Origin of the sequence: Mesorhizobium sp. M1307 (assembly GCF_040318155.1) — a bacterium.
Lineage (GTDB): Bacteria > Pseudomonadota > Alphaproteobacteria > Rhizobiales > Rhizobiaceae > Mesorhizobium.
The window spans coordinates 1-1,491 of record NZ_JAMYLR010000105.1 but is presented as its reverse complement, the minus strand read 5'-3'; the positions used below and the strand labels follow the sequence as shown (position 1 = coordinate 1,491).

1 protein-coding gene is annotated in these 1,491 nt (G+C 64.2%); it reads left to right on the top strand.

Annotation, left to right across the window (positions count from 1 at the left end; genetic code table 11):
* Window positions 1-196: 196 nt before the first annotated feature.
* Window positions 197-1,489 carry an IS4 family transposase gene (locus tag NKH16_RS34810; RefSeq protein WP_023675890.1) on the top strand — a complete coding sequence of 431 codons (1,293 nt, stop codon included), beginning with the start codon at window positions 197-199 and terminating at the stop codon, window positions 1,487-1,489.
* Window positions 1,490-1,491: the final 2 nt, after the last annotated feature.

Genomic DNA, 1,491 nt, shown 5'->3' with positions numbered 1-1,491 from the left:
ACTAGGGCGTATACACATCTTGCTGCGACGGATTGACTCGGTTGTGACGTGTCGGATTCCGCCGGCGTGTGCTGTATGATTCTTCTGTGACGTTCTGATTTGGAGGAGCGTCGCCGATGCAGACATGCCAGGACTGGTCCTTGGGTTCATTTGGAGATCGTCGTCTCGATAAAGGGGGGCGAGGCTGCTCCAAGGCATGGTGCTGCGCGAAACGGTTTGCCTGCGCCGGCTTGCCGGTGGCGACCATTCCGAAGAGATCCGCTATGGGCGCTTTCTCGGCAATGACGCGGTGACAGCGGACCGGATCATCGCAGGCTGGAGCGATCAGACCCGGCTTGCGGTCGAGGGCCGGCATGTCCTGGCGGTGCAGGACACCAGCGAGATCAAGTTCCCGACGACAGAGGGCAACCGGCGCGGCCTGGGCAAGGTCAAAAAGGGCAATTGCTGGGGCCTGCTGCTGCATCCAATGCTGGCTCTTGATGCCGAGCGCGGTTCTTGCCTGGGTCTTGTGGGCGGGCAGGTGTGGACGCGCGGGGACGAGGAGCTGCCGCCGCATGCCGAGCGGCCGTTGAGCGAAAAGGAATCGCGCCACTGGATCGAGACGGCCGAAGCGGCCAAGCCGGTGCTGGCCCGGGCCGGCATGGTCACCTTCATCGCCGACCGTGAGAGCGACTTGTATATGATGTGGGCTGGTGTGCCGGACGGCCATTGCCATGTTCTGTCGCGTCTCATGAATGACCGGGCCCTCACCACTGGCGGCACGCTGCGCCGCGCCGTGGCGAAAGTGGTGTTCTGCGATACGCAGGTGATCGAGCTGCGCGAGCGCCAGGACCGCCCGGCGCGCCGGGCTGAGCTGTGCCTGCGCTTTGGCGAAGCCACGATCAAGCGGCCGGCGAACCTGCGCGCAAAGGGGCTGCCAGAGGGGGTGACGCTGCGCTGGGTCGAAGTCGTCGAGACGGCTGCGCCCGACGGCGTGGAGCCGCTTCATTGGCTGCTTCTGACCACCCATGCGGTGAGCAGCCCTGCCCAGGCCTGGCAGATCGTCGCCTGGTACAAGCAGCGCTGGACCATCGAGCAGTTCTTCCGGACGATGAAGGCCCAGGGCTTGAAGATCGAAGACAGCCAGCTGCAATCGGCCGCACGCCTGGAGAAACTCATTGCCATCGCCGCCAAGGCCGCGGTCATCGTCATGCAGCTCGTGCAGTCCCGCAGCGGCCAGGACGCTCAACCGGCAAGCCTCGTCTTCACGCCAAACGAGATCGACACACTTGCCGCGCTCGAGAAGCGCTTCAAAGGCAAGACCAAGCTGCAAGCCAATCCCCACCCCAGGAGCTCGCTCGCCTGGGCGGCATGGATCATCGCCAAGCTCGGCGGCTGGAACGGCTATGCTTCCTCCAGACCACCGGGACCAATCACCTTCTACAACGGCCTGGCCTACTTCCGTGCCTGTGCCGATGGATGGGCTCTGCGAGATGTGTATATGCCCTAGCC

Excerpts from the sequence above, each read along its gene's own strand:
- NKH16_RS34810 (WP_023675890.1), top strand. The coding sequence starts at position 197 with ATGGTGCTGCGCGAAACGGTTTGCCTGCGCCGGCTTGCCGGTGGCGAC.